Source organism: Lactococcus sp. AK05 (assembly GCF_041026685.1).
GTDB classification, from domain to species: domain Bacteria; phylum Bacillota; class Bacilli; order Lactobacillales; family Streptococcaceae; genus Lactococcus; species Lactococcus lactis.
Window position 1 is genome coordinate 205,339 of sequence record NZ_JBFTEI010000001.1, and the last position, 23,257, is coordinate 228,595.

Genomic DNA, 23,257 nt, shown 5'->3' on the forward strand with positions numbered 1-23,257 from the left:
AATGCGTTATTTTACAGCGGGAGAATCTCACGGCCCAAGACTTACAGCAATTATTGAAGGAGTGCCAGCTGGTCTCTCATTGTCAGCAGAAGATATTAATATTGAGCTTAAACGTCGTCAAGGCGGCTATGGTCGTGGTGGTCGGATGAAAATTGAGTCTGACCAAGTTGAAATTACTTCAGGCGTTCGACACGGAAAAACAATTGGTAGCCCGATTACACTTAATGTTACAAACCGTGACTTCAAGAATTGGGAACAGATTATGGCAACCCAAGATGTTGAAGATAAAATTAAAAAACAACGTCGTTTGACCAAACCGCGCCCAGGACATGCCGATTTAGTTGGCGGAATGAAATATGAATTTGAAGACTTACGAAATGTTTTAGAACGTTCGTCAGCGCGTGAAACAACAATGCGTGTTGCGGTTGGAGCTGTGGCAAAAAAACTACTTCACGAATTAGAGATTGAAATAGCCAATCATGTCGTAAATTTTGGCGGACGAGAAATTACAAGTCCAGAAAATTTAAGTGTTCAAGAGATTCGTCAGACAGCTGGCCTTAGTGATTTGTCTATTTTTGATGAGAGTCAAGCAGAAGAACTACGCACTTACATTGATCAAATAAAAAAAGCTGGAGATACAATTGGTGGAATAATTGAAACCAGAGTAGAAGGAGTTCCGGCAGGTCTTGGTTCTTATGTCCAATATGATAGAAAGCTGGATGCAAAAATTGCTGCTGCGGTTGTTTCTATCAATGCCTTCAAAGGAGTTGAATTTGGTCTTGGATTTGAAGCAGGAAAACGACCAGGAAGTCAAGTGATGGATGAAATCATCTGGTCTGAGGATAAAGGCTACACTCGTTCAAGTAATCAGTTAGGCGGTTTTGAGGGGGGAATGACAAATGGTGAACAACTCATCGTCCGTGGAGTCATGAAACCTATTCCAACATTGTATAAACCTTTGATGTCTATTGATACCGAAAGTCATGAACCCTACAAAGCAAGTGTAGAACGTTCTGATCCAACTGCTCTTCCAGCAGCAGGAGTTGTGATGGAAAATGTAGTAGCAACGGTAGTCGCTCAAGAAATCTGTGATAAATTTAATTCTGATACAATGAATGAACTGAAAATTGCTGTGGATAACTACAAAAAACGTTTATCAGAATATTAATAAAAAATAAGCCAGTCTCTGGCTTTTTTTTATATAATAAATAACTTACGAATTTGTAAGTTTTCAGACGAATATTTCTTGTTACAATGAACCTATCAAGAAAAGTTAAGGAGAACAAAATGAAAAAAATACTTTTTGGAATAATAGCACTTATCATCCTCATCGGTGGATCGGGATTTGCATGGTACAAAGTAACTTATGGTGGAGGAACTTATTACGTTCAAATCACTAAAGACGGAAAAGAAAAAGAAGTCAGTGACGATTCAGGAAAAAAATTCAAAGAATATGATTATGATATAAAATCATATCAAAAAGATGGAAAAGAAAAGAAAGTTACATTTATGGCAGACCACAACCTCCGTAAAGAAGCTTACCTGAAATTAACAGTTAATTCCGTTAAAGGCGTAACCTCTTGGGAAGAAGTAAAAAAAGCAGAGGTTCCTAAAGAAGCCCTTAAGAAATTAAATAATAACTCATAAAAAGAGTCTCAGAAAGAAAGAGGAAAGAACATGACATTTTTGCAAATTAATATTATGCTAATGACCATTACAGTTATTTTGGCTTCACTAATGGGCGCTTGCCTCCTTTATTCCATGAAGACAATGCGAACACGATTAGCTAAAATAAATAAAAAGAACGAAATCGAAAGATAAGATAGGAGAAAAACATGTTACTCGAAGTAAAACATCTCAAGAAAATTTTTAAAACAAGATTTTCAAAAGAAGAAACCACAGCCCTAGTTGACATTGATTTTGGTGTAGAAGAAGGCGAATATATTGCCATTATGGGGGAATCTGGTTCAGGAAAAACAACCTTGTTGAATATCCTATCAACTCTTGAAAAACCAACTTCTGGACAAGTACTCTTAAATAAAGAAGACATCACAGCTATTAAAGATAAAGAAATTTCTGCATTTAGACGTGATCACCTCGGTTTTGTCTTCCAAGATTTCAATTTACTTGATACCCTTAACGTCAGAGACAATATTTATCTTCCACTCGTTTTATCAAAATCAAGCGTAGAATTAATGAAGAGTAGACTAAAAATTCTCGCACCTAAACTAAACATTGAAAATCTCTTAGAAAAACAACCTTTTGAACTTTCAGGAGGACAAAAACAGCGGGTTGCTGTAGCACGCGCCTTGATTAGCCAACCTGATTTAGTTCTTGCCGATGAACCCACAGCTGCTTTGGACTTTAAAAACTCAGAAGACTTACTCAATCTTTTTGAAGAAATTAATGATAGTGGTCAAACCATTATCATGGTTACTCACTCAAGCTTAGCTGCAAGCCATGCGAAACGTGTTCTTTTTATAAAAGACGGTGTCCTTTATCACCAACTTTATCGTGGTGAAAAAAGCTCAACTGAATTTGCAAAAGAAATCACTCTTTCAATGACTGCTTTCTTGGGAGCAGCAGAGGATGAGGAGGTGTCCTTGAATGCTTAGTCTAAAGCTTGCGGCCAATAATATTAAAAAAGGTTTTAAAAGTTTTGCTCCTTTTTTAATGGCCTCTGTTACGATGTTTGTAATGATTTTCGTTACTGCGTCAATCGCTTTATCTCCCTCAATTAGTAAATTAAAAGGAGGGAGTTCTCTTTCACAAGTAATGGGATTTGCATTGATTGTTTTATCTATTTTTGCAGTTCTTATCTTAGTTTACAGTTATCGTTTTTTACAAACCCAACGTTCTAAAGAATTTGGACTTTATGACATTCTTGGCTTTGGTAAAACAAGAATCGTAGGAGTCGCATTTTTAGAATTACTCTTAAGCTATATCATTACGGTTATTGTTGGAACGATTTGTGGGATTGCTTTTTCGAAATTCCTCTTCTTAGTGTTTGTAAATATGATTGGAGGAAATTATTTTAATCTAGTCATTAGTCCCACAGCAATTTTATTACTTGCCATTCTCTTCTTTGTTTTCTTTTTAGTTTTAATGACGATCGGAGTTTGGATTATCTGGCGTTCTTCAAGTCTTGATCTTCTAAGAGAAGAGTCAAAAGGTGAAAAAGAACCAAAATCAAATTTATTTTTCGCCATTGCCGCAGTCATTCTTTTAGGAGCTGGTTACTATATCGCTTTGACGGTTGAAGACCCAATGGCAGCAATAATGAAATTCTTTATCGCTGTTTTACTGGTTATATTTGGTACTTATCTTTTCTATATTAGTTTTACCGTTTGGTACCTTAAATTGAAAAAGAAACGTCCAAGTTACTATAAACCAAATAATTTCATTACAACAAGTTCTATGCTTTATCGAATGAAAGCAAATGCTGTTGGTCTAGGGAATATCACTATTTTGTTATCTATGACAATCGTGACCGTAGTTGTCAGTTTAGGTGTTTTTCTTGGAACTGAGAACTCAGTAAAAACCTACTATACCCGAGAAGCAAAGACTTATTCGGTTGCAAATAATACGGATGTAAAACAAGATATTGAACGAATTAAAAGTGCCGCAGCTAGCAAAAATATAGAAATCAAAAATCTATCTGATATGTACTATGCTCAAGATTTACAAGTCGATAGAGTCAAGTCGTCTAAAGATCAATTTATTACTTCAAATATGCAGGGAGCAATGTTTGATAAAAATTCATATTTTGCAACCTTAACAACTGCTCAAACACTTAAATCATTAGGAAATAAAGATATTCCTTCTTTAAAAGATAATGAGGTCTTACTTGTAGATATATCGAAAAATAAAACTTCATTTGATAGTAAGATTAAATCAATTCAATGGTATGGAGAAACTTATCAAGTTGCAGACACGCTTAAATCAGTCAAAGATTTTCCAGCAAGTGGTGTAACAACAATTTCTTCTAAAGTTATGATGATTGTCTTTGCTAACAATCAAGCTTTTGATAAAGGACTAGCAAATTTCAATAAAACAAATAGTGGTGATCAAGGATTTTCAAATCTTGCATCAACATCAATCATCTTTGATATAAAACCTGTCGATGAAAAACGATTTACTAAAGCTTTCAAAGAAGAGTTTAAAAATAATAAAGATTTAACGATTTCGTACAGAAGTGAAGCATTGCAAGATCAGCGCGCTCAAATTGGAGGATTTGTCTTTGTTGGTTTTGTTTTAGGAATTAGTTTCATTCTTGGAGCTGCATTAATTATCTACTACAAGCAACTCTCAGAAGGGGCACAAGATAAACGCTCATTCAAAATTCTACAGGAAGTGGGACTTTCAAAAGAAGAAGTTCAAAAAACAATCAAATCACAAGTTCGTTTGATATTCTTCCTACCATTAGTTATCACTATCGCCCATTTTGCTGGTGCATATTTAATGATTGAAAAAATAATAATGTTGTTTGACATTAATGACCGCTCAGTTATTTTTACTATTTCCTTAGCAACAATTGCAATCCTTGCAATTATTTACTACCTCATCTATAAGGCAACGAGTCGTGTTTACTACAAAATTGTTGAAAGATAAAAAAGAAGGCATAAATATGCCTCTTTTTTTGTTTAAATCCATATAGAAGAAACAAGGGAAGGAAAAAGCTACAAAAGAGAGCTACTTTTGATATAATAAAAGGAACAAAAACAATGGTTTTCTCGGCACTAAATTTATCTTTTGTTAGAGAAAAATAGTTACCTTTAGGGAAAGGAAAATATGACGATCTATCTTCATTCAATTCAAATTGGAGTTCTTCTCTTTTTTATATTTTTATTTATATCATTAATTCCATATTTGATTGTACAATATCGTCGGTATGGTCGGATTAATTTTTGGCGCTTTTTTGTCAATTTTTCATTTATTCTTTATCTCATTTGCGCTTATGCCATGACAATTTTCCCGCTTCCTCCTGTGAGTGAAGTAGCAAAACTGACAGGTCCAAAGCAAAACTTAGTTCCATTTGAGTTTGTTCGTCAATTTATTTTATATAGTCCTTTTAATATAAATGAACCTTCAACTTGGCTCGCAGCTCTAAAAGATTCAACATTTATCCAACCATTTTTTAATCTACTTTTAACCTTGCCTTTTGGCCTTTATTTAAGATATTTATTTAAACGCTCATTTAAACAAACTTTTATTTTAAGTTTTTTATTAACTTTATCATTTGAACTTATCCAAAGGTCAGCTCTTTTTGGACTATATCCTCGACCTTATCGTTTATTTGATGTTGATGATTTAATGATTAATACGCTTGGAAGTTTAATTGGATTTGGAATTGCGGTTATTTTTAGTCGATTTTTACCAGATTTGGATGCAACTAAGGTTGAAAGTTCAAGAGTTAGTCTTTCAAGACGTTTCATTGCCTTTTTAGTTGATTTGGTTCTTATTTTTATCATTGGAAGTCTATTTCTTCCAACAGGCTATTATTCAGAATTAATAATTTTAGGACTTGTCCCGCTAGTTCTCAAAGCAACACCAGGTCAATTATTATTGAGAATTCAAATAAAAGCTAAAAATCGTTTTAGAATTGCTTTTCGCCAATTTTTATCTTTTGGAAACTTTGCTTTGATTGTCTCAGCAGAATATTTTCTTCAACGTTCAGGTACAATACCTCAGGATCAATTGGGACAAAACTTTTTACTTATTTTACTCTTTTTAGGATTGAGTCTTTTACCTCTACTAGATGTTTTAATTGCTTTTCTCTCGAAAACAAGAAAACTTTGGTATGAAAGAGTGAGTGATACAGAAATGATAGCAAAATTGAAAACAAATGAGGAGTGAATATGACTAAAATATTTATTGTAGAAGATGATGAAATTATTGTGAAAGCAATTAAGATTGCTCTGGAAAAAGAATTTCAAGTCAGAAGTGTTTCCAATTTTCGAGCAGTAAAACAAGAAATTATGGAATTTGAAGCAGATTTAGTATTAATGGATATTGGGCTACCATTTTATAGTGGTTTTTATTGGACAAATGAGTTAAGAAAGCTTTCCCAAATTCCTATTATCTTTATTTCTTCGGCATCGGATGACATGAATCAAGTAACCGCCATGAATCAAGGAGCTGATGATTTTGTAACCAAGCCATTTTCATTAGAAATTTTAAATGCAAAAATAAAAGCTTTATTGCGCAGAAGTTATTCTTTTTCAGGGATTGAAAAGTTAGAATTTGCTGGTTATGTTTTATCTGAAAATACTTTGATTTCAACTCAAGAAGGTGAACGCGAAGAAATTGAGCTAACAAGTTCTGAAAATAAAATTTTAACTCTTCTTTTTCGTGGAAATGGTGAAGTGGTGACCAAGGAAAAAATTCTACAAGAGTTGTGGCAAACAGATGAATTTATTGATGCAAATACTTTAAATGTAAAAATGACTCGTTTACGCAAAAAACTTGGTGAAATTGGCTTTGATAAGCATATTATGACAAAAAGAGGAAGTGGTTATGCTCTGGTTTAAATTTTTTAAGTCTAAAATTCCACAAATTGGTGTCTTTTTGCTTATGTCAGCTATTTATATTGTGACATTTTGGCTTTGGCATCTACCAATGATGGCATTTGTTAACAGTACTTTATTTGCTGTCATTATTTTTATTATTTACCTTATCTCATCCTATTTTCGCTGGAAAGCAAACTGTGAGGCTATTGAGAGAGTAGTGAAAGACAATGAAGAGTTGCAAAAAAAGTTAGAACAACAAAATCTTGCTGAGCGTGAAATGGAAGATATTATCAGAGTCTGGTCGCACCAAATGAAGGTCCCTTTGGCAGCTATTGATTTAATGACTCAAACTCAAGTTAATAGTGAGGAGCTGAAGAATCAGGTTTTTTCTTTAGAAAATTATCTAAAAATTCTTCTGGAATATCAAAGAATTAATAATTTAGCTACTGATTTCAGATTTGAAAAAGTAAGCATGGCTTCACTCGTGAAAGAATTAGTCAAAAAATACAGTAGCTTTTTTATTCAGAAAAATCTTTCAATCCAAATTGAAGGAGAATGGCTGGTCAATAGCGATCAAAGATGGTTGAGTCTTGCTGTTGAGCAATTATTGAATAATGCTGTAAAGTACACTAAAGAAGGTGGGATTCTAATTAAAATTAAAACCGGTGAATTAATCATTCAAGATAGTGGGATTGGGATATTAAAAGAAGACCTTCCTCGCCTTTTTGAACATGGATTTACTGGATATAATGGTCGGATTCAACAAAAGTCAACAGGTCTTGGACTTTATTTATCTAAATTAATTTTAGATAAATTAGAATTTGAAATTTCAATTAACTCTGAAATTGGAAATGGGACGTCTGTGACAATAACGAAAGAATAAAAATGAAAAAAATATTAATCATTGGACTTGGTCTCATTGGAAGTTCAATTGCCTTAGGGATAAAAAGAGCTCATCCTGATTTTGAAATTCTTGGCTCTGATCGTGAGAACATTCAAGAAATTGCTCAAAAGCGCGGAATTATTGATTCTAAAGTTAGCTTAGTTGAAGGAGCTCAAAAAGCAGATATTATTATTTTGGCTGTTCCAATTATAACCACTTTGGAGCTTTTGAAAAAGCTAGCAACTTTGAATTTAAAAAAAGGTCTTTTGATTACAGATACGGGTTCAACCAAGAGTGAAATTGTTGAACTGGCAAATCAACTTTTTGATGAAGACAAAGTACGATTTATCGGTGGACATCCGATGGCTGGCTCTCATAAGTCAGGAGTAATGGCGGCAGATATTAATTTATTTGAAAATGCTTATTATGTTTTGACCCAAGAAAACCAAGAATTACGTGATTTACTTAAAGGACTTCATGCCAAATTTATTATTTTAGATGCAAAAGAGCACGACCGAGTCACTGGGCAGGTTTCTCATTTCCCGCATATTTTGGCTTCGGCCCTTGTTTGGCAGTCAGATGATTTTTCAAAAGAACATCCTTTAGTGAAACATTTAGCGGCTGGTGGTTTTAGAGATTTAACTAGAATTGCAGAGGCTGACAGTTTGATGTGGACAAGTGTCTTATTATCAAATCCAGAAATTACGATTGATAGAATAGAAAATTTCAAAAAACAATTAGATGAAATTGCTTTAAAAATTGCTAATAAAGATTCTGCAGCTATAGAACACTTTTTTGAACAAGGTAAAAAAATTCGTCAAGCCATGGAAATTCATAAAGGGGCTCTGCCAAACTTTTATGATTTATTTATTTCGGTTCCCGATGAAAAAGGAGTTGTTTTAAAGGTTTTAGGCTTACTAGAAGATTTCTCAATAACAAATGTAAAAATTAATGAAGAAAATCGCGAAGATATTCATGGTCAACTTCAAATTTCATTTAAGAGAGCGGAAGATTTAAAAGAAGCACGAGAAATTATTGAAAAAGCAACTGATTTTACAGTTGTTTGATAAAGATTAAAGATAGGACTTTCTTAGTCTTAAAATCTTAGGAAAAATTGTTGAAAATAAAAGGGCTCTGAGCGCCCTTTTATGCTATAATAAATACTAAAAAATGTTTAGGATAATATAATGAAATTAAAGATAAATTCGCAAGGCTTAAAAGGACGTTTAAAAGTTCCAGGAGATAAATCAATCTCACATCGTAGTATTATGTTTGGCTCTATTGCTAAAGGAAAAACTGTTATTTATGATATTTTACGTGGAGAAGATGTCTTATCTACTATTGAAGCTTTCCGTGCGATGGGAGTTGAGATTGAAGATAAGGGTGAGGTGATTACTGTCCACGGTAAAGGAATTTCAGAACTTAAGGCTCCTGAAAAAGCACTGGATATGGGAAATTCCGGAACTTCAACTCGTCTTTTATCGGGAATTTTAGCAGGCCTTCCTTTTGAAACTACTTTGTTTGGTGATGACAGTTTATCAAAAAGACCAATGGATCGTGTAGCAACTCCTTTACAATTGATGGGGGCAGAAATTACTGGTCAAACTGATAAGGTTAAATTACCGATGACAATTAAAGGAAGCACGCATTTGAAGGCAATTGACTATGTTCTTCCGGTGGCTTCGGCTCAGGTAAAATCAGCTGTAATTTTTGCTGCTTTACAAGCAGAAGGGCTGACGAAAGTTGTTGAAAAGGAAAAAACACGCTCACATACGGAAGAAATGTTAGTTCAATTTGGTGGAGAACTAAAGGTTTCTGATAAAACAATTCTTGTACCTGGTGGACAAAAACTTGTGGGTCAAAAAGTAGTAGTTCCTGGAGATATTAGTTCGGCAGCTTTTTGGTTGGTTGCGGCCTTGGTTGTTGAAAATTCAGAACTTATTTTAGAAAACGTTGGAGTTAATGAAACAAGAACTGGAATTATCGAAGTCATTCAAGCAATGGGTGGACAGTTGGAAATTTTAGAGCAAGATAATGTGGCAAAGGCTGCAACTCTAAAAGTAAAAGCTAGTCAATTGAAAGGAACTGAAATTTCAGGTGATTTAATTCCTAGATTAATTGATGAATTGCCAATCATTGCTCTCTTAGCAACACAAGCTCAAGGCGAAACAATTATTCGAGATGCGGCTGAGCTTAAAGTAAAAGAAACTGACCGAATTGCTGTTGTCGCGAATGCTCTTAATAGTATGGGGGCCAAAATTCAACCAACAGATGATGGAATGATTATTCAAGGTGGAACGAGACTCCATGCTCCAGAAAATTCAATTAATACTTTAGGTGACCATAGAATTGGAATGATGGCTGCAATTGCAGCACTTTTGGTTGAAAATGGGGAAATTGAGCTTGAACGCGCCGAAGCAATTCAAACAAGTTATCCAAGTTTCTTTGACGATTTAGAACAATTGTCGGAAAATATTTGAACTTAAGTGATTGGAAGTAAAAAATGAGTATCATTTTAATTGGATTTATGGGTGCGGGAAAGTCCACAGTAGCAAAACTTTTAACAGAAAATTTTACTGATTTGGATCGATTAATTGAAGAAGAAATTGAGATGCCAATTGCTGAATTTTTTGAATTATTTGGGGAAGCTGATTTTCGTAAAATTGAAAATGAGGTTTTTGAGCTTGCGCTTCAAAAGAATATAATTATTGCAACGGGCGGTGGAATAATTGAAAATCCAAAGAATTTAGAGGCTCTTGATAGAGAAACTGGAGTTGTCTTTTTGACCGCTGATTTTGAAACGCTTTGGGAACGAATTTCGATGGATTTGCAGAATGTTCGTCCTCTAGCGCAGGATAAAAAGGCCGCTCAACTTTTATTTGAAAAAAGAAAAAATGACTATGCAAAAGTGGCCGATTTAACGATTGATGTTACTGACAAAAGTCCTGAGCAAATTGTAGAAGAGATTCGTGAAAAATGGGGGATAAATTAAGATGAAAATTGCGTATTTAGGACCTCGTGGCTCTTTTTGTTCGGTGGTGGCTGAGACAGCATTTATATCAGAAGAATTATTTGCTTATGATAGTATTCTGGATGTTATCGAAGCTTATGATGAAGGGAAATGTGATTTTGCTCTTGTTCCTATTGAAAATTCGACTGAAGGAACTGTGAATATGAGTATTGATAAAATTTTTCATGATTCTAAGGCGACAGTTGTGGCTGAATTTGTTTTGCCAATTTCACAAAATTTGCTGGCTCTTTCAAAAGAGGGGAAAATTGAACATATTTATTCCCACCCTCAAGCGCTTGCACAAACACGGAATTATTTACGAGAGCATTATCCACAGGCAAAGGTTGAAATTACTGATTCTACTTCAGCAGCAGCTGAATTTGTGAAAAATCATCCAGATTTGCCAATTGCAGCTGTTGCTAATTCTTACGCGGCTAAAATGTATGATTTAGAGATCGTTGCCAAAAATATTCAGGATTTAGCAGGAAATTCTACTCGGTTTTGGTTATTGGGAAAAGAGAAAAAATCATTTGATTTACTAAAAACAGGTGAGAAGGTGAGTTTGGCTTTGACTCTACCTGATAATCTGCCAGGAGCGCTTCATAAAGCGATTTCTGTTTTTGCTTGGCGTGATATTGATATGACAAAAATTGAATCACGTCCTTTAAGAACAAGGCTAGGTCAGTACTTTTTTAATATTGATTTAGTAAATAATGAAAAAAATAATTTAAAAATTCCTTATGCTCTTGAAGAATTATCAGGTTTGGGAGTAAAGGTTCGTTTATTAGGAAATTATGCAGTCTATTCATTGGGAGAGGTGTAAAGGTGAGAATTTATTTTGTACGACATGGTAAGACGGAGTGGAACTTGGCGCGACGTTTGCAAGGACAAAAAGGAGATTCACCTTTATTACCAGAATCCTATGAAGCGATTGAACGAGTTCATAAGTTTTTAGAACCAATTGAATTTGACAAAGTTTTGTCGAGTCCACAAAAAAGAGCTTTGATTACGGCAGATTTACTGACAAATCAAAGTGTGAGTACTGACAAACGATTGTCAGAATGGAATTTCGGGGAATTAGAGGGTTGGTTCATTAGTGATGCAATTGCTAAATATCCTAAAGAAATGCATGATTCACGCTTTGAGTTAGATCAATTTGATGGAAGTGCTTTTGGAGCTGAATCTGTGAGTTCTGTCTTGAATCGCTTTGATTCTTTGGCTCAGGATTTGTTGAATTCTAAAATGGACAATGTACTTTTAGTTGGTCACGGGGCTTCTGGAACGGCTGGAATGCGCCATTTAGCTGGCTTTCCAATTGCTGAATTACGTTCAGTTGGTGGTTTAGCCAATAATACGGTCACTGTTTTAGAATCAAATGCTGGCCATTTTGACTTAAAAATTTGGGATAAACAGCTATGATTGAAAAAACTTATTTTACTGGTTCGATTGAGGCAATATTTTTCTCCAATCCCAGTAATTTTTATAAAGTTCTACTCATTGAAATTGATGAAACTAATGCTGAATATGATGATTTTGAAATTGTGGTTAACGGGACAATTGGAGATGTGGTTGAAGGAGATTCTTATACATTTTATGGTCAATTGACGCAGCATCCTAAGTATGGGGAACAATTACAGGTCAGTCAATATGAAAAAGCAGTGCCGACTTCTGGTGCTGGTTTAGTTAAATATTTTTCTTCAGATAAATTTCCTGGAATTGGTAAGAAAACGGCAGAAAAAATTGTTGAAACTTTTCCTGAAAATACGGTAGATTCAATTTTAGAAGCGCCGGAAAAATTGGATGGCCTATTGACCCTAGCTAGAAAAAATTCATTTATCAAACGATTACGTGAGAACCATGGAATGGAAAAAGTGCTGACCAAGCTTGCAGAATACGGCTTACCAAGCAAAATCACTTTTCAAATTTATGAACTTTATAAAGAAGAAACGATTGAAAAAATTGAGGAAAATCCTTATCAGCTTGTGGAAGATGTTAAGGGAGTTGGTTTTAAAACAGCTGATAAGATTGCAAGTAGTTTAGGAATTGAAGCAGATAGCCCTAATCGATTTCGAGCGGCATTGATGCATGAGGTCAATACGCATTCGCAATCAACAGGTGATACTTACATTGAAGCCAAAAATTTACTTGAGATGACGATAGATTTACTTGAAGAAGCTCGTAATGTTGAGGTTAATCCGTCTGCTGTTGCGGAGGAAATTAATGGTTTAATTGTTGATGGAAAAGTGCAACAAGAAGGAACAAAAATATTTGAGAATTCCTTGTACTTCGCTGAGGACGGGATTCGGAAATCACTGACAGCATTAACTAATCGTTCTGGTAAAGATTTTGCTGATGAAAAGTTACTGACAGTTTTGGCTGAAGTTGAAAAAGATTTAGAAATTACTTATGATGATTTGCAAAAGCAAGCCATTATTGGTGCAATGAATCAGCAATTTTTCATTTTGACTGGTGGACCAGGAACTGGTAAAACAACAATTATCAATGGTTTTATTGAAACGTATGCCCGTCTTCATCAGCTAGATTTGGACCCAGACCATTATAATGATGACGTCTTTCCTATATTACTGGCAGCACCGACTGGTCGAGCTTCAAGACGGATGAATGAGTTGACTGGTCTTCCAGCAGCGACGATTCACCGCCATTTGGGTTTGGGACAAGATGAAGCAGAAGATGCTCTTGGAAATGAATTGTCTGGTGCTCTTTTGATTGTTGACGAATTTTCTATGGTTGATACTTGGTTAGCTAATAAACTTTTTCAAGCGATTCCTGGTTCAATGAAAGTTCTCCTTGTTGGAGATGCTGACCAGCTTCCTTCTGTGGGGCCAGGACAAATTTTTGCGGATTTACTAAAAATTCCAGAAATTCCGTCAGTAAAATTGGATAAGATATTTCGTCAAGGGGATGATTCTACCATTACTGATTTAGCTCACCACATCAAAGATGGGCAATTGCCAAGTGATTTCACGGCGAAAAAGCCTGACCGTTCTTATTTTGAGGTCAGTGCTAATTTTGTTCCTCAGATGGTTGAACAAATCGCAAGTGCATGGCAAAAAAGAGGGAATAATCCTTTTGAATTACAAATCTTAGCGCCTATGTATAAAGGAATGGCCGGAATTAATGCAATGAATGTTCTGTTGCAAAATCTCTTTAATCCGCTTAATGACCGACTTGAATTTGCTTTGGGTGATATGAAATTTCGTGAAGGAGATAAAGTTCTTCATTTAGTAAATGATGCTGAGGCCAATGTATTTAACGGGGATTTGGGACAAATCGTAGAATTGATTGCAGCAAAATATACTGACAGTAAACAAGATGAGTTGGTGATGGATTTTGATGGTCAAGAATTGACTTATCCAAGAGCGGAGTGGTATAAAATTACTCTGGCTTATGCTATGTCCATTCATAAATCTCAAGGTTCGGAGTTTTGCACAGTTATTGTGCCGATGGTTTCTTCGTATTCACGGATGTTAGAGCGAAATTTGCTTTATACGGCAATTACAAGGGCTAAACAAAGTCTGATTTTACTTGGTGAAGAACGAGCTTTTGCACAAGCGGTGGCGCGTGAAGGAGCGAATCGAAAGACCTATCTGATTGAGCGATTTATGGGAGAAAATCCAGCGGCTAAAAATCTGTCAGTAGAAATTGTGAGTAAAAAAGTTACTGACAAAAAAGAAAGATCTGACAAAGAGAAGAAGCCTGCAGCGCCAGTAGAATTACAAGGGCAAAATCGTTCTGTCAGTAAAAAAATGCCAGCACAAGTAGAAGAAATTTCTTTATTTGAAGATGAAGAAATTGAAACACTGGATAAGGGAAGCTTGACAGAAGCACTTATTTTGTCAGGAAATTTTGACCCTTTAATTGGTTTAACTCAACAAGACTTTGCAATCTTTAATAAATAAAAAATACTGACAGAAATTGCTGTCAGTATTTTTTTGTTTCTATCAGTACTTTTTGATATAAAAAAATCTGCCAAAGAGACAGACATTTTTAATTAGCCAAGTTTAGCAGCAAGACGTGCTTTATCACGTGATGCTTTGTTAGCATGGATAAGGCCTTTTGAAGCAGCTTTATCAATTGATGAAGAAGCAGCTCTGTAAAGTTCTTCAGTAGGTGCAGCTTCAAATTTTTTGATAAGAGTGCGCATTGCAGATTTTTGTTGTGCGTTGCGTTCGTTTGCTACTTTATTCAATTCAGCACGTTTGATTGCAGATTTAATGTTTGCCATTTTTTGTCTCCTTTTATTACTTTTCATAGAAAAGCGGTTGATGTGATGTCCCAGGTGGGCACACTACACCCTCCAAGATTTTTCTAATACCTATCAATTATACAGGAAATTTGAGTTTTTGTAAACTATCGGCCTTACTTTTTTAGAAAAAATAGAAAAAATATTTTTTACTAAAATAATAAATAAATAAAAATGGAAATCAAGTAAAATAGCAAATTTTCAAAATTTTACAAGCATTAAAAATAAATTTCTAAGCATTTAAAAAGAAAAATTTAATCTAAAAACTAAGTAAATCGTATTGACAAAGAGAATTATCGTGTTATAATCAAGTCATGAATTTAGAAGAAAAGCCGTGGTTTAACGACGCAGAATATATGAGTTATGTCGGTCATCTATTAGAAATGGATGAGCTTAAAAAGCTTGATGGGATTACACATCACTATACTTCAACACGCTTGCAACATTGCTTAAGAGTAAGTTATGTCAGCTATCTCATTGCGAAAAAACGTGGCCTCAATGCTAAAGCTACAGCTAGAGCTGGACTTTTGCATGACCTTTTCTATTATGATTGGCGCAATACAAAATTTGCAAAGAGCCATGCCTATGTGCATCCTCATATCGCCTACCGTAATGCGCGCAAACTGACAACCTTGTCAGCTCTTGAAAAAGACATAATCATCAAACATATGTTCGGTGCGACAATCAATCCGCCACGCTATAAAGAAAGTTGGATTGTTACTGCTGTTGATAAATATGTAGCTACCCTTGAAGGGTCAGTTAACCTCAAGTACAAATGGAATCGCCGTAAGCATTTTAAACGTTTACCTTATTTCAGTATTGATTAAAAAAGTAAAAAATAAAACCTATCCATTGATAGGTTTTTTTATTTAGAAATAAGTCTGTCAGTAAAATAAAGCAAGTCTTGTCAGAGATTTTTCATAATATGATAAAATTAATATGTAAGCAATAGATTCCGTTGCACTAAAATAAGGAGGTATTTTATGAAAAATGTAAAAGTATTTTATAATGAAAAATCTGGTAATAATGATGAAGACAAAGTTTTGAAAACAATTAAGGACTTTTTTGCAAGACCAGAAAATTCAGCCTCTAAACTTGAATTTATCAATCCAGAAAGCCCAGAGGATGCAATCCGACTTGCTAAAAAAGCTAGTCAAGACCAAACGGACCTCGTGGTTGCTTTAGGTGGCGATGGAACCATTAATAAAATTTGCGGAGGAGTATTTGAAGGAGGAGCAAAACCGATTCTAGGCATTGTTCCTAATGGTACAGTTAATAATTTATCAAAATCACTTCATATTCCGCAAAAATTAGAAGAAGCACTTAATAATTTAAGTCAAGGCGAAATTCAAAAATTTGATATTGCCAAAGTCAATAATGATTATATGACATCAAGTTTAACATTAGGGATTTTAGCAGATATTGCCCAAAATGTCAGCGGCTCTGAGAAGAAAAAATTTGGACCTTTAGCTTATCTAAAAGATGCTTATAAAGTTATTCGCTATAATAAAACCTATCGAATTAAAGTAAAATATAATGGTAAAACCAAGTCATTAAGAACGAAACTATTATTGATTACAATGACAGATACAATTGGTGGAATGCAAGCTTTGGCCCCCAAAGCTAAAGTTGATGACGGACTTATCCGTGTTTATTCATTAAAAGAAATCAATTTATTTAATATCCTTTTTCATTTGAACAAACTTCGTCGAGGAAAATTTGATGATTTTCTTGAAATAACTCATTTTGATACTGACCATTTAGAGATTCTCACACATTCAAATAAAAAGAAAGATAATCCATATTCAAGAATTGATGGGGATAAGAGTGATCCACTTCCATTAGACATCAAAGTTTATCGAAAAGCACTGACAACCCTTGTTCCTAAAAGTGAATAAAAGGCTGTCAGTAAATAATAGAAATAAAAATCAGACCTAAGACTGATGACAAAAAGACCAATTTTTGGTAAAATAGTCTTAGAATTAAATTAAAAAGGGAGGCCAAATATAATGAAAAATATGAATGATAATAATGTTATCTTTGACCAAAGAAGCGATGGATTGAATGCATTCTTCAGTAAAATTTATGCGTTGATGGGAGCAGGAGTATTGATTTCTGCAGTTGTTTCTTGGATAATGATTACATTTTTCGCAGATAATATGGTAGCAATGCTAGACAGAGGAGGCTTTGGATTCTTACTCTTATGGTTGGTTCCATTGTTCTTAGTATTTCCAATGCAACGAGCAGCACTCAAAAATTCTCCGGCAGCGTTACCGCTCTTTATTGGATTTGCAGCATTCTTTGGATTCTTGCTTAGCTTTACATTGATTATGTATACGGCAACTAATATTACTCTTGCCTTTGTTACAGCAGCAGCGATGTTCTTAGGATTGTCAATTTATGGTCGAGTGACAAAACGCAATCTCTCTGCAATGGGTAAAGTAATGGGTGTTGCTGTTTGGGGCTTGATTGTGGCAACACTTCTCAACTGGTTCTTTGCAAGCACAGGCTTGATGTTCCTTACAAGTATTGCTGGTGTTGTGATTTTCTCTGGCTTGATTGCTTGGGATAATCAAAAAATCGTTAATGTCTATAATGCAAATAACGGTCAAGTAAATGACGGTTGGGCAATCTCAATGGCTTTGTCACTTTACTTAGACTTCTTAAACTTATTCCTCTTCCTGCTCCGTATCTTCGGTATCGCTGGTGGAAATCGCGATTAAGCAAAAATTACTGACAACACATCTGTCAGTAAAAATAATAATAAAAACTCTGCTGTCAGCAGAGTTTTTTCCTTTCATAAATCTTTGACAATCACATAATTAATTTCCAAAGGACCATGAAGTCCAACCACAAGTTGCATTTCAATATCACCAGAATTTGAGGGGCCAGAAATAAAATGAAGGGTTGACCCAGGCTTCTTATGTTCATCAAACCAAGCCGCAGCCTGGGTAGAACGAGGAACCATACGACTTAGCGGAATTAGAGAAATATAATGAGTGGGTAAGAAGTGTAAAGATCGCCCTTGGCCAGCTTCTGATTCGACTACAATCGTTGCTGATTCAGCGAGGAAAAATTTAGGAACAGCCACGACGACATTAGAATTTTGAGCGGCATTAATATTTTCATCACGATTTTCTTTACCAATTTTCCACTTCACCAATTGGTCTGAAATAACATTCACTCCTAATTTTTCAAATTCATCTGTTGAAGGAATCATGACTTGTCCGCCACCAGATTTTTCAATTAATTGGCGAATCACTTCATTCATTTCAAAAGAAGAGGTTTCAATTAAATTAGCAGAAACTCGACTGGCTTGCTCCTTGGCAATATCCAATAATTCCTCAGTAGTTAAATGAGCCAAATGTGTCTCAGGCAAATCTGAAATTGGAACATAAGGTTCAAATGGAAGTTCTACACCTCCACGTTTTTCAAATAACGTTTCTAAAAATTTACTTCGATTTTCAATAGTTCCTGTCATGTTTATTTACCTGCCTTATGTTTTTTATACCACTGACGAAATTGTTCTTTATGTGGGGGAGCAATTGGCAAATCTCGGACATCTGTCCAACCTTTAGCTAGAGCAGGAGCTTTTCTAACGGCGCCATAGTTAAATAAAGAACCCTCAACGCTGACTTCCTTAGCTTTGGGTAACATATTAAGACCAGTGTGAGCCATATTTATTGCCATCCCAAATAGTGCTGGGCTACTTGTTCCTTTCCCAATCGTATTCATTTCAAAATTGACAAAAGAGCCATCATGATGCATTGAAAGATCATCTTCCATCACTTTGCGATGTTCAATTAAAAGTTCATGCAAAGGAATTTTTACCGGACAAGTTTCAGTACATGCGCCACATAAAGTTGAAGCATAAGGTAAATCACCATATTGTTCATAACCTCCTAAAACGGGAGAGAGAACCGAACCGATTGGTCCAGGATAAATCGAACCATAAGCATGTCCACCAATTTGACGATAAACTGGGCAAACATTCAGACAAGCACCACAACGAATACATTGTAAAACAGCTTCAAAAGCAGTTCCAATCGCATTTGAGCGTCCATTATCAACAATGACAACATGAAAATCCTCAGGACCATCGGATTCGTCGTCGGCCTGCTGACCGGCAAAAGTGACATAAGTTGTCAGTTTTTGACCAACGGCCGAACGAGCAAGCATATTATCTAAAATTTCAGCTTCTTTGATTGATGGAACAATTCGTTCCATTCCCATCAGAACAATTTGTGTCTTAGGAATTGAAATTGTTAAATCAGCATTTCCTTCATTGGTCGATAAATTAATGTCACCAGTGTTGGCAATGGCAAAGTTACAACCGGTAATTCCGACTTCAGATTTTAAGAAAAGCTTACGCATGGTATCCCTAGCACAGCGAGCCAAATTAACCGGATTATTATCCCCCTCATAGCCTAATTTTTTAGCAAATATTTCACGAATTTGATCACGATTTTTGTGTAAGGCTGGAAAAACAATATGTGAAGGCTCATCCCAATCAGCCACTTGCAAAATAAATTCAGCCAAGTCTGTTTCCAAAATATCCATATCATCAGAAAGCGAAACGAGCATTGGGTCAATGTCAACTTCCGTGGTCACCATTGATTTTGATTTGACAATCTTTTTCGCGTTTTTTTCAAGAACAATCCGTTTAACATAATCATTGGCTTCTTTAGCATCAGCCGCAAAGAAGACATGACCGCCACGAGCCGCAACATTATCTGAAAACTCTGTCAGATAATGGGGTAAATATTTTAAAGTATGTTGGCGAATGGATTCAGCAATATCACGCCATTCTTGCCAATTTCCAAGCTCATCACGCGCAGATTCTCTTTTCTCCCATTGGGCATCCTGCGCTTTGGCTACCGCAGCTTTAGCAAACTGGTCTTTTTTACTCTCTTCTAAACGTTCAGCGAACGTTTTTGTACTTGTAGAAAGTCCCATTTTCTCCCCCTATGCTTTGATAAATGCTGGGTTTTTCACAGCATCTATTCTTTCTAAATCGACATTTGTGTTTAAAATTTCAGCAATATGCATCACTCTTATTTTTTTACCTTCGCGATTCAATTTTCCACCAATATTCATCAAGCAGCCTAAGTCAGCAGAAATTAAGATTTCAGCACCAGTTGATAGAATATCGTTTGTTTTTTCAGTGACCATCATCTCTGAAATCTCAGGAGATTTAACTGAAAAAGTTCCGCCAAAGCCACAACAATTTTCCAAATGAGGAAGAGGAAGAACTTCAAGCCCTTTGACTTTATCCAATAAAATGAATGGAGCTTCTCGTTCACCTAGAATTCTAGTCATGTGGCAAGAACGGTGATAAGTTGCTTTTTCGCCATTAAATGTGGCACCAAGATCTTCAAGGCCTAAAACCCGATAAAGAAATTGGGTGAATTCATAGGATTTATTCGCTAAATCAATTGCTTTTTGCTTATATGGGTCACCTTCGTCGAACATATGGGGATATTCTGTAAACATCCCTGAGCAAGAACCAGCAATCCCAACGACATAATCAGAAGATTCAAAAGCATCAATCTGATTTTTGATTGTTGGCATGGATTCTTTAACTAATCCTGAATTATAAGTAGGTTGTCCACAACAAATTTGTTCTTCTGGCAAATCTGTTTCAATCCCCAAACGTTCAAGGACTTCAACCATGGCAATTCCAACTTGTGGAAACATCAGGTCCATCACACAAGTGGAGAATATTGAAACTTTCATAAGCACTCCTTAGTATTTTGAAATCTTTGTTAAAAACTAGACATCTCCTAGAGATGTATGCTCTTTCATTATAAGCCGATTTATTTACATTTTCAAAAAAAGGAGTTGTCAAAAGAATTTGACAGACTGTCGTTTAAAAATTATTTTGTAAAAATAAAAATACCAATCATCGATTGGTATTTATTTATTCGGGGTTAAAAAAAGTTTTTCAAGCTGTCTAGCAACACCATCTTCATCATTTGTCCAAGGAAGAATTTCACTGGCATAAGGAGTGAGTCTAGCAGAGGCATTTTTCATAGCATAAGCATTGGGAGCTAATTTAAACATCTCAATATCATTATGTTCATCTCCAAAAGCAATAAGATTCTCTAAAGGAATATCAAGAACTTTAAGTAGATGATTAAGACCAGATGCTTTGGAAATTCCTTTAGGAACAACTTCTAATATGCCGTTCGGTCCACCCCAAACGCCGACATCTATCTTGCCATTATAATGACGTTTCATTTCCTCTGCCAATGCTAATTTATCTTTTTGACGAGTGGAAAGGAGTACTGCATGAGGATTTTCAGTAACTCGGTCTGCACGAAGTCGATTATAGGGTTGAAATTTTTCTACACCAAAGAGCTTGGGCTCGACATTACGGAAAGTGTTTAGAAAGAACTTTCGACGATATTCAACGGCAAAGAAATGGAGATTAAAGTTTTGTTGGTGCCTCAAAAGGTCAAAAATGAAGGAACGATCAATATAATAAGATTTTGTATGTTCCCAGTTTTTATCATTAGGCATTGAAATCAAAGCCCCATTAAAATTAATGACTGGACTTGTCAACTCAAGCTCGCGATAGACATCTAAAGACATTCTAAAAGGGCGTCCGGTTGTGATACAGATAATATGTCCGAGTGATTCTACCTGTTTAAAAATATATTTGGTATAACGGCTGATTGAACGTCCATCAGACTGCAAAGTAGTACCATCTAAATCAATTGCAATCAGTTTACGTTCTTTGTAGTTCTCCATTCAAACTCCCCTTATTCTAAAATTTATTTGTCAATTCATTCATTATATCATAGTTAGAAGCAGGAGCGGAACTCCACCATGTTCTACGAACAAGAAATTACTTTTTGAAAAACTTGTTCGTCATTGCCGAACAATCAACGGATTTAGAGTAGTTTTTATGCTAAATTTCTTGTTTCCTTAACTAAAACTGATTAGAATAATAATATAATGTTTTTTATTTTATGACGTGTTTGCTTAAAAAGCAAAGACAACTTTTTATCAAAGGGTTGAAATTTTAATCACAGACCCTAAAAGGAGAAATTATTCGTGAACAAGTTCTTTAAACTTGAAGAAAACGGCACAACAGTTGGCCGTGAAATAATGGCTGGTTTGACTACATTCTTTGCTATGAGTTATATCCTCTTTGTTAACCCACAAGTTTTGGGTACAACAGGAATGCCTGTCCAAGCAGTTTTCTTAGCAACTATTTTGGCCTCTATTGTTGGGACACTTGCAATTGCCTTAATCGCTAATGTTCCCTACGCTTTGGCACCTGGAATGGGCCTAAATGCATTCTTTGCTTACACTGTTGTATTATCGCTTGGTTATACTTGGCAAGAAGCTTTGGCAATGGTCTTCATTTGTGGGATTATCAATATTATTATTACTTTTACTTCCATTCGTAAAGCAATCATTCTTGGAATTCCAGAAAGTTTACAACACGCAATTGGTGGTGGTATCGGTATTTTCATTGCCTATATTGGGATTAAAAATGCAGGAATTTTGCGTTTTATCGCTGACCCAGGAACTTATGTGAACAACCATGGAACTATTACAGCAAATTCATCAATTGTTCCAGAACTTGTAACTTTTAATAACCCAGGTGTATTAGTCGCACTTGTTGGGATTGTAGTGACAATGTTCTTTGTTATTCGTAAATGGCGTGCAGGAATTTTACTTTCAATCTTAGTAACAACTATCTTAGCTCTTTTGACTGGTGTAGTTAAAGTTGATGTGAATACTTTATTTGCTGAAAACAACTTAGGAACAGCCATCAATCAAATGGGAACAACCTTTGGTGCTGCTTTTGGTCCAAAAGGTTTTGGTTCTTTATTCTCAGACTCATCACGTTACATTGAAGTTTTGATGACAGTCCTTGCTTTCTCATTGACATCTATCTTTGACCCAATTGGTACCTTTATCGGAACAGGCCGCGCAACAGGAATCTTTACAGATGAAGATTTGAAAGATATGGAAACAAGTCATGGTTTCTCTTCTAAAATGGATAAAGCCTTGTTTGCTGACATGATTGCCACTCCAATCGGAGCAATTTTCGGAACATCAAATACAACTGTTTATGTGGAATCTGCTGCCGGAATTGGTGCAGGAGGACGTACTGGTCTTGCATCTGTTGTAACGGCAATTATGTTTGCTATCTCAAGTTTATTCTTACCACTTCTTGCAATTGTTCCAACACAAGCAACAGCACCAATCTTGATTATTGTTGGGATGATGATGCTTGGTTCATTTAAAGAAATTAAATGGGGTGATTTGACTGAAGCAATTCCTGCTTTCTTTGCCTCAGTATTTATGGGACTTGCTTACTCAATCTCTTATGGGATTGCAGCTGGTTTCATCACTTACATTCTGGTCAAACTGTTCACAGGAAAAGTGAAAGAAGTAAAACCTGTCATTTGGGTTGTTGCACTTTTATTCTTGATTAACTTCGCTGTTTTGGCAGTGCTATAAACACTGAAAACTCATCAAAAATTTTTGATGAGTTTTATTTTTAGAATTTCTGGATTACAATGCTAGAAGTGTAATCATTCTTTCAAATAAAACAAACTTACTATTTATTA

23 protein-coding genes are annotated in these 23,257 nt (G+C 35.3%); 18 read left to right on the top strand and 5 right to left on the bottom strand.

What is annotated here, in order from left to right:
* Position 1 precedes the first annotated feature (1 nt).
* The 14 genes from aroC to AB6B24_RS01090 all read left to right on the top strand — a co-directional run bounded on the left by aroC (position 2) and on the right by AB6B24_RS01090 (position 14,322).
* Positions 2-1,168, top strand: coding sequence for a chorismate synthase (gene aroC, locus AB6B24_RS01025; RefSeq protein ID WP_195936186.1), 1,167 nt, complete (start codon positions 2-4; stop codon positions 1,166-1,168).
* Positions 1,169-1,287: 119 nt separating this feature from the next.
* Positions 1,288-1,647, top strand: coding sequence for a YxeA family protein (locus AB6B24_RS01030; RefSeq protein ID WP_311803150.1), 360 nt, complete (start codon positions 1,288-1,290; stop codon positions 1,645-1,647).
* A 30-nt stretch (positions 1,648-1,677) separates the two neighbouring features.
* The gene (locus AB6B24_RS01035; protein ID WP_163690351.1) at positions 1,678-1,821 is read left to right on the top strand and encodes a hypothetical protein; all 144 of its coding nucleotides are present in this window, start codon (positions 1,678-1,680) and stop codon (positions 1,819-1,821) included.
* 14 nt (positions 1,822-1,835) lie between these two features.
* Entirely contained in the window at positions 1,836-2,615 is a 780-nt protein-coding gene (locus tag AB6B24_RS01040) for an ABC transporter ATP-binding protein (RefSeq protein ID WP_015426921.1), read from the top strand.
* On the top strand, positions 2,608-4,611 hold the full coding sequence (locus tag AB6B24_RS01045) for an ABC transporter permease (RefSeq protein ID WP_153241518.1): 2,004 nt from the start codon (positions 2,608-2,610) through the stop codon (positions 4,609-4,611). The genes AB6B24_RS01040 and AB6B24_RS01045 overlap by 8 nt, the downstream gene beginning before the upstream one ends.
* 180 nt (positions 4,612-4,791) lie before the next feature.
* A complete protein-coding gene (locus tag AB6B24_RS01050; protein ID WP_047206651.1) occupies positions 4,792-5,856 on the top strand; it encodes a VanZ family protein in 1,065 nt (354 codons plus the stop codon).
* A 2-nt stretch (positions 5,857-5,858) separates the two neighbouring features.
* Complete coding sequence (locus AB6B24_RS01055) at positions 5,859-6,530, top strand: response regulator transcription factor (RefSeq protein ID WP_003132782.1); 672 nt, start codon at positions 5,859-5,861, stop codon at positions 6,528-6,530.
* Positions 6,517-7,392, top strand: coding sequence for a HAMP domain-containing sensor histidine kinase (locus tag AB6B24_RS01060; protein WP_003132784.1), 876 nt, complete (start codon positions 6,517-6,519; stop codon positions 7,390-7,392). Before AB6B24_RS01055 ends, AB6B24_RS01060 begins: the two co-directional genes overlap by 14 nt.
* A 2-nt stretch (positions 7,393-7,394) precedes the next feature.
* A complete protein-coding gene (locus tag AB6B24_RS01065; RefSeq protein WP_010906116.1) occupies positions 7,395-8,459 on the top strand; it encodes a prephenate dehydrogenase in 1,065 nt (354 codons plus the stop codon).
* 120 nt (positions 8,460-8,579) lie between these two features.
* Positions 8,580-9,872: a 3-phosphoshikimate 1-carboxyvinyltransferase gene (gene aroA / locus AB6B24_RS01070; RefSeq protein WP_029344271.1), complete on the top strand. Its 1,293-nt coding sequence runs from the start codon at positions 8,580-8,582 to the stop codon at positions 9,870-9,872.
* A gap of 23 nt (positions 9,873-9,895) precedes the next feature.
* A complete protein-coding gene (locus tag AB6B24_RS01075; protein WP_311803149.1) occupies positions 9,896-10,384 on the top strand; it encodes a shikimate kinase in 489 nt (162 codons plus the stop codon).
* 1 nt (position 10,385) lies between these two features.
* Positions 10,386-11,225 (top strand): prephenate dehydratase, encoded by an 840-nt coding sequence (pheA, locus tag AB6B24_RS01080; protein WP_311803148.1) that lies wholly within the window; start codon positions 10,386-10,388, stop codon positions 11,223-11,225.
* Between the two features lie 2 nt (positions 11,226-11,227).
* Positions 11,228-11,821, top strand: a complete 594-nt coding sequence (locus AB6B24_RS01085; protein ID WP_029344268.1) for a histidine phosphatase family protein — start codon at positions 11,228-11,230, stop codon at positions 11,819-11,821.
* Positions 11,818-14,322 (top strand): ATP-dependent RecD-like DNA helicase, encoded by a 2,505-nt coding sequence (locus tag AB6B24_RS01090; RefSeq protein ID WP_311803147.1) that lies wholly within the window; start codon positions 11,818-11,820, stop codon positions 14,320-14,322. Before AB6B24_RS01085 ends, AB6B24_RS01090 begins: the two co-directional genes overlap by 4 nt.
* A 92-nt stretch (positions 14,323-14,414) precedes the next feature.
* Here the strand turns inward: AB6B24_RS01090 and rpsT are convergent, their stop codons facing one another.
* On the bottom strand, positions 14,415-14,648 hold the full coding sequence (gene rpsT, locus AB6B24_RS01095) for a 30S ribosomal protein S20 (protein WP_010906113.1): 234 nt from the start codon (positions 14,646-14,648) through the stop codon (positions 14,415-14,417).
* Between the two features lie 332 nt (positions 14,649-14,980).
* Between rpsT and AB6B24_RS01100 the strand changes: the two genes are divergently transcribed.
* The 3 genes from AB6B24_RS01100 (at position 14,981) to AB6B24_RS01110 (ending at position 17,389) form a co-directional block, all read left to right on the top strand.
* Entirely contained in the window at positions 14,981-15,493 is a 513-nt protein-coding gene (locus AB6B24_RS01100; protein WP_003132795.1) for an HD domain-containing protein, read from the top strand.
* Between the two features lie 156 nt (positions 15,494-15,649).
* Positions 15,650-16,564: a diacylglycerol kinase family protein gene (locus AB6B24_RS01105; RefSeq protein ID WP_047206646.1), complete on the top strand. Its 915-nt coding sequence runs from the start codon at positions 15,650-15,652 to the stop codon at positions 16,562-16,564.
* Between the two features lie 111 nt (positions 16,565-16,675).
* The gene (locus AB6B24_RS01110; RefSeq protein ID WP_311803136.1) at positions 16,676-17,389 is read left to right on the top strand and encodes a Bax inhibitor-1/YccA family protein; all 714 of its coding nucleotides are present in this window, start codon (positions 16,676-16,678) and stop codon (positions 17,387-17,389) included.
* A gap of 74 nt (positions 17,390-17,463) precedes the next feature.
* Here the strand turns inward: AB6B24_RS01110 and AB6B24_RS01115 are convergent, their stop codons facing one another.
* The 4 genes from AB6B24_RS01115 to AB6B24_RS01130 all read right to left on the bottom strand — a co-directional run bounded on the left by AB6B24_RS01115 (position 17,464) and on the right by AB6B24_RS01130 (position 21,419).
* Entirely contained in the window at positions 17,464-18,147 is a 684-nt protein-coding gene (locus tag AB6B24_RS01115) for a lactate utilization protein C (RefSeq protein ID WP_311803135.1), read from the bottom strand.
* A gap of 2 nt (positions 18,148-18,149) precedes the next feature.
* Positions 18,150-19,622 carry a LutB/LldF family L-lactate oxidation iron-sulfur protein gene (locus AB6B24_RS01120; protein ID WP_003130400.1) on the bottom strand — a complete coding sequence of 491 codons (1,473 nt, stop codon included), beginning with the start codon at positions 19,620-19,622 and terminating at the stop codon, positions 18,150-18,152.
* Positions 19,623-19,631: 9 nt separating this feature from the next.
* Positions 19,632-20,402: a (Fe-S)-binding protein gene (locus tag AB6B24_RS01125; protein WP_023188577.1), complete on the bottom strand. Its 771-nt coding sequence runs from the start codon at positions 20,400-20,402 to the stop codon at positions 19,632-19,634.
* 180 nt (positions 20,403-20,582) lie between these two features.
* Positions 20,583-21,419 carry a Cof-type HAD-IIB family hydrolase gene (locus AB6B24_RS01130; RefSeq protein WP_003130402.1) on the bottom strand — a complete coding sequence of 279 codons (837 nt, stop codon included), beginning with the start codon at positions 21,417-21,419 and terminating at the stop codon, positions 20,583-20,585.
* Between the two features lie 306 nt (positions 21,420-21,725).
* On the opposite strand from AB6B24_RS01130, the gene AB6B24_RS01135 reads away from it, so the two are divergent.
* Complete coding sequence (locus AB6B24_RS01135) at positions 21,726-23,147, top strand: NCS2 family permease (protein ID WP_012898314.1); 1,422 nt, start codon at positions 21,726-21,728, stop codon at positions 23,145-23,147.
* Positions 23,148-23,257: the final 110 nt, after the last annotated feature.